Here is a 5,596-nt window from a genome sequence, read left to right as displayed (position 1 = left end):
AATATAATTCGTAAATTTGGGCGCTTCAAATAACAACGACTTATCAAAACCCCATGATCTACACCACCCTGCCCCATACCGATATCGAAGTCAGTAAAATTTGCCTCGGCACCATGACCTGGGGCAATCAGAATACCGAAGAAGAAGGCCACGGGCAGATGGACTATGCCGTCGACGAAGGCATCAATTTTTTCGATACGGCCGAACTTTATCCCATTCCCGCACACCCCGACCGTTATGCCGATACCGAGCGGATTATCGGTTCGTGGTTTCAGAAGAACCGAAACCGCGATAAGATTGTTTTGGCCTCAAAAATTGCGGGCAAGGCCGAAATGTCCAAATTTATTCGGACTACCGGTTTTACCCCAGAATCGATTCGCGATGCGGTCGAGGGAAGCCTTGAACGTTTACAGACCGATTATATCGATTTGTACCAACTGCACTGGCCCGAACGCAGCACCAATTATTTCGGAAAAAGGGGCTACGAGTACGACGTATCCGATCATTGGAAAGATAATATCCATGAGGTGCTTCAGACCCTGCGGGACTTGATCCGAGAAGGTAAAATCAGGCATGTGGGAATATCGAACGAGACCCCCTGGGGCACCATGCGTTTTTTGATGGAAAGCAAGGTGCATGCGAGTTTGCCGCGTACCATTACCATTCAAAACCCGTACAACCTGTTGAACCGGTTGTTCGAGATTGGGCTGTCGGAAATCGCTATCCGTGAAAAAGTAGGACTCTTGGCCTATTCGCCCTTAGGTTTTGGCACCTTGACCGGCAAATATCTCGGTGGAATGCGACCGGCGACCTCGCGGGTCGTGCTTTTTCCGCAATATTCCCGGTATAGTGGTGAAACTGCCTCGAAGGCAATCGATAAATACCATAAACTGGCGAAAGCGCATGGGTTGTCCACGACCCAGATGGCCTTGGCCTTTGTAAACACCAGACCTTTTGTAACCAGCACTATTATCGGGGCCACGTCAATGGAACAGCTAAAGCAGAATATCGGCAGTATCGACATTACTTTGAGCGATGAGGTGTTAAAGGGGATTGAAGAGATTCACGATGCCATTCCGAATCCGGCGCCATAATTCAAGACTATGTATTTTTTAAAAGTGGGCTTCGGGCAGTTGTTGCTTATCATAGCGGTGATCATTATCATAATGGTTTTTGCTAGGAGTATGCGGGATAAACGGTAGGTCGGATAATTCCCCTATTTGTTTTAATGGAGAATTAATTGACTTAGTGAAATTTGTCTCGGCTCTCCTCCTTAGAAAAAGGGAAAAGCCTGGAAAATTACTCCTTATCCAAACAACCCGCTGACCACATCCTCGATTCTGCATACCAGTTCGATGACAATTTTCGGATTTTTCAACCCGATTTTATTGTTTTTTGATACATATATAGTAGTAAAGCCCAGTTTTTCAGCTTCCGAAATCCGCTGGTCCACGCGTTGCACGGGGCGTATTTCTCCTGCCAATCCGACTTCTGCGGCAAAGCAGACCCCTTTGGCAATGGGGATGTCCTCGTTGCTGGAAAGTATGGCCGCGATGACCGCTAAATCGATGGCGGGGTCGTCGACCGATATACCCCCCGTTATATTCAAGAACACATCCTTGGTGCCTAATTTAAAGCCCGCCCGTTTTTCAAGAACCGCCAAAAGCATGTTCAGCCGTTTGGCGTTATAGCCTGTAGTCGAACGTTGTGGCGTACCATAGACCGCCGTGCTGACCAAGGCCTGAATCTCGATCATCAGCGGTCGCATGCCCTCGACCGTCGAGGCGATGGCCGTGCCGCTGAGTCCCTCGTCATTCTTGGAAATCAATATTTCGGAGGGATTGTTCACCTGCCGCAATCCGCCGCCCTGCATTTCGTAGATACCCAGTTCCGATGTCGAGCCGAAGCGGTTTTTTAAAGATCTTAAAATGCGGTATACGTAATTTCGATCGCCTTCGAATTGTAGTACCGTATCGACCATATGCTCCAAAATCTTAGGCCCGGCAATGGAACCGTCCTTCGTGATATGGCCGATCAGAATGACCGGTGTATTCGTCTCTTTGGCGAACTTGATCAGTTCGGCCGTGCATTCCCGAATCTGTGAAATACTGCCTGCCGCCGACTCGATATAGTCGGAATGCAGGGTCTGGATGGAGTCTATTACCACGATATCAGGTTCGGTGGCCTCGATCTGCTGAAAAATGTTCTGCGTTTTCGTTTCTGTAAGAATATAGCAAGTATCGCTATTAGGATGAATGCGGTCCGCCCGCATCTTGATCTGTTTTTGGCTCTCCTCCCCGGATACGTAAAGCGTTCTGTACGGAAGTTTTAGGGCGATCTGTAATATCAAGGTGCTTTTTCCCACTCCCGGTTCGCCGCCCAATAACACTAATGCTCCAGGAACTAGTCCACCGCCCAATACACGATTGAATTCCAAATCGAAGGTGTTCAGCCGAATCTCCTTGTCCGAACTGATTTCGTGTACCCGAAGCGGTTTGGCCATTCGTTTTTTCGGACTGGCTATAGTCTTCCAACTCGATTTTTCAGGTTTCTGTACTACTTCTTCAACAATGGTATTCCACTCCTTGCAAGCGGAACACTGTCCCACCCATTTGGAGTATTGTGTACCGCAGTTTTGGCAGAAAAAAGTTGTTTTTGGTTTGGGCATTTGTAAAGGTTCTCTTTAAGGACAAAGGTAGTGAGAAGTTTAAAAATGCATAGGCTTTCTTTGCGACCCTTTTGAAACCCATATACCCAATAAACTCCTATACCTTATCCAACAAGAAACCCCAGACCCCTAACAACCTTAATACCCGAAATCAGCTTTCAAGGCATTGATCTTCTCCAACGCCATTTCCTTGGTCAAAAAGTCGATTTCTTTCATATTAAAGGCCTTTTCAAAGGTTTTGAACGCTTTTTTTGGCTCTCCGATCTGCTCGTAGTATTCGCCTTCGAAGTAGAAACCGAGCATAGTGTCGGGAAACTGCTTTTTGCACATATCGGATAAGGGTTTTAGTGACTCTACATCCTCCTTTTTGCGGGAAGCGGCGTAGATGGCCATGATGTCGTTGAGCTCTACGGTCTTTTCGAAACCGAAAAGGTCTTCGATGCCTTGGTATTTATCCGCGAGATATTGATATACGGGGCCATCCAAGGTCAGGATTTTCTCTTTGTATTCCTTGGGACTTATGGGCTTGAACATCCGGAAAATGTTGTCGAAGGCCTTCCCGATACCATAAGTGGCGATTGAAATGTCGTCGGCACCATCATATTGGGTAAAACCGTAGTGTAGGTTCTCTTTCTGCATGGCTTTGATCGCGTTGTGCATCTGCAGGATCCGGGCGGTATCGTCATCCTTTAGGCCTTCTACGATAAGCTGGTAAAATAGTTGTTCTTCGAACGACATCAATCGGGCGGGTACACGGGCTTCCATTTGGGGCGCTAATGACGGGGAAATATTGATATAGGCGTTGAACAATGATTTTTCCTTAAACAGCCAGTAATTCTGAAAATTCGCCGTGATGTCATAACCGACAATGGTCTTGAAAGGTGCGGTGTTATACTTCGTATCGAGATAGGGAATGATCTCGGTACCCACGAACTCGAAGAATTGCTTACCTTTTTCGGTGGGCAGGCCCGTGTCGGGCTCAAAAGCGCAATCGTCATAGCGCAGGCCGTTTTTACTTTGGTCGACCCCTACAACAATACTTGCGGGCATACCATGGAATTTATGATAGAATTTCGCATTGGCGACGGTCTGATCAAAAAGGTAGTCGCCATCGAGTACGACGATTACGGGGTATTTTTGGGCTGCGTCATAGTCTTCGGGAACGTAATAGCGAACGTCGCGGCGTTCCTGCAATTTGAACGATTCGAAGACTTCTTGGGTAACTTGGGCGCTCAGGTCGGCGCATAGCAAAAGTGCGAAAAGGATAAGGTTTCGTAGCATGGTCTAAGATTTGGGTATGGGAAATCGTCGAACGTTAACGTAGGTTTCTCAACGGTTCCTGTTCAATAACGGTAATACTAGGAAAGATATTGCCCCGAAAACGACCACCATGAGGGTCTGTGCGATCCACATGATCCAGCCGAAGGCATCGCCGGATACTTTGCTGATGCCGAAAATGGCCAAGGCCTGGCTTACGGCGATAGGGAAGAGGCCTATGCCGCCATTGGTGAACATCATGGCCAATGCCCCGGCCACAAAGGCGACCATGAGTTGGCCCAGCGAAAGGTCGATAGTTTCGGGTACTGTAAACTTGATGACCCAGAGCATTCCGATATAACAGGCCCAAATGAACAGGGTGTGCGCTAAAAACGCCCATTTGTTCTTCATTTTGAAGATGCTGAGCACGCCGTCCATCAAGCCTTTCACGAATTTTTTGATTTTCGACGCGAAATTGTGGGACGATTTTTTGATAAAGAGGAAAAAAGCGGCCAGCATCAAGATTCCCGAGCCGATCAGGAGTAGGATTTTATTAAATGGAATGCCAACATTTTCAAGAAAGCCCAATATAATTTCGGTCTGCCATAACAGGGTGACCAAAATAATGGAAAAAAGCATGATTACATCGATGACCCGTTCGGTGATAATCGTGCCGATACCTTTTTCAAAGGGGACTTTTTCATACGTGGTCAATGCCGTCGCCCTTAAGATTTCCCCGGTCCGCGGAATGCCCAGATTGGTCAGGTAGGCCATTAAAATAATAAGTACATTGTTGCTCAACTTTGGGGCGTACCCGAGCGGTTGTAGTAGATAGTTCCACCGGATGGCCCTTGAGACATGACCAAGAACGCCCAATACCATCGAAATACCGACCCAGAACAGATTGGCATCCTTTATATAATAAAATATCTGGTTTCTTTCCTCTTCGGCGGTAGAACTGTACCAGTACCAGACCAAAAATACGCCCAAGGCTATCGGGAGTATGGTTTTTAAGATTTTTTTAAGGTTGTCGCCCAAGGTCTAATGTGTCTCAAAATTGTAGTTCGCTTTTTCGCTATACGCAGTACGCAAAAAAAGAAGCGTAGCGCGATATGCGTATAGCCCTAATTCAAACGGTTGTTCGCTTCGTTCGGAAATACCAATGCCGGGTTAAAAACTTTCGCCTCTTCGATGTCCATACGGGCATAGGTGATTAAAATGAGAATATCGCCGGTGGCCACTTTTCTTGCGGCTGCCCCGTTCAAGGTAATCTCACCGCTTGCTCGCGGACCGGGAATGGCGTAGGTCTCCAGCCGTTCGCCGTTATTGTTGTTCACGACCTGCACCTTCTCGCCACGGATGATGTTCGCGGCATCCATAAGGTCCTCGTCGATGGTGATGCTGCCGATATAGTTCAGGTCGGCACCGGTACACTTTACACGATGTATCTTCGATTTTACGACTTCTATTTGCATGCGACAAAGGTAGTTAAAAATTGATTTCAGTTGAGCGCGATGTTGTCGATCAGCCGAACTCCCTCGGCATAAACGGCAACAAAGGCCCGATATTTTACGGATGGTTTTTTTCTTTGGATGGGTGTTAGGGTATCGACATCCGCTATCTCGAAATATTCCAGCCGCAGATCAGGATGGTTTTCAAATTGTTTTTCCG

6 protein-coding genes are annotated in these 5,596 nt (G+C 47.2%); 1 reads left to right on the top strand and 5 read right to left on the bottom strand.

Annotated features, from left to right (window positions below; translation table 11 throughout):
- Window positions 1-53 precede the first annotated feature (53 nt).
- A complete protein-coding gene (locus ACEW8S_RS01870; protein WP_373516489.1) occupies window positions 54-1,094 on the top strand; it encodes an NADP(H)-dependent aldo-keto reductase in 1,041 nt (346 codons plus the stop codon).
- A gap of 212 nt (window positions 1,095-1,306) precedes the next feature.
- Here the strand turns inward: ACEW8S_RS01870 and radA are convergent, their stop codons facing one another.
- The 5 genes from radA to ACEW8S_RS01845 form a co-directional block, all read right to left on the bottom strand.
- A complete protein-coding gene (radA, locus tag ACEW8S_RS01865; RefSeq protein ID WP_373516488.1) occupies window positions 1,307-2,668 on the bottom strand; it encodes a DNA repair protein RadA in 1,362 nt (453 codons plus the stop codon).
- 138 nt (window positions 2,669-2,806) lie between these two features.
- A complete protein-coding gene (locus ACEW8S_RS01860; RefSeq protein ID WP_373516487.1) occupies window positions 2,807-3,949 on the bottom strand; it encodes an alpha/beta hydrolase in 1,143 nt (380 codons plus the stop codon).
- Window positions 3,950-3,997: 48 nt separating this feature from the next.
- Window positions 3,998-4,963, bottom strand: coding sequence for a YbhN family protein (locus ACEW8S_RS01855; protein WP_373516486.1), 966 nt, complete (start codon window positions 4,961-4,963; stop codon window positions 3,998-4,000).
- Between the two features lie 86 nt (window positions 4,964-5,049).
- Window positions 5,050-5,400, bottom strand: coding sequence for an aspartate 1-decarboxylase (panD, locus tag ACEW8S_RS01850; RefSeq protein WP_373516485.1), 351 nt, complete (start codon window positions 5,398-5,400; stop codon window positions 5,050-5,052).
- Between the two features lie 26 nt (window positions 5,401-5,426).
- Window positions 5,427-5,596, bottom strand: a 170-nt coding sequence (locus ACEW8S_RS01845; protein WP_373516490.1) for a pantoate--beta-alanine ligase, incomplete at its 5' end; no start/stop codon positions are given.

The sequence above is a fragment of the Pricia sp. genome (assembly GCF_041745955.1).
In the GTDB taxonomy this organism is placed as follows: Bacteria; Bacteroidota; Bacteroidia; order Flavobacteriales; family Flavobacteriaceae; genus Pricia.
The sequence above is the reverse complement of the archived record's forward strand: the minus strand, read 5'-3'. Positions and strand labels throughout refer to the sequence as shown.

Coding starts and splice junctions, on each gene's coding strand:
- ACEW8S_RS01870 (WP_373516489.1), top strand. CDS start 54: ATGATCTACACCACCCTGCCCCATACCGATATCGAAGTCAGTAAAATT.
- radA (WP_373516488.1), bottom strand. CDS start 2,668: ATGCCCAAACCAAAAACAACTTTTTTCTGCCAAAACTGCGGTACACAA.
- ACEW8S_RS01860 (WP_373516487.1), bottom strand. CDS start 3,949: ATGCTACGAAACCTTATCCTTTTCGCACTTTTGCTATGCGCCGACCTG.
- panD (WP_373516485.1), bottom strand. CDS start 5,400: ATGCAAATAGAAGTCGTAAAATCGAAGATACATCGTGTAAAGTGTACC.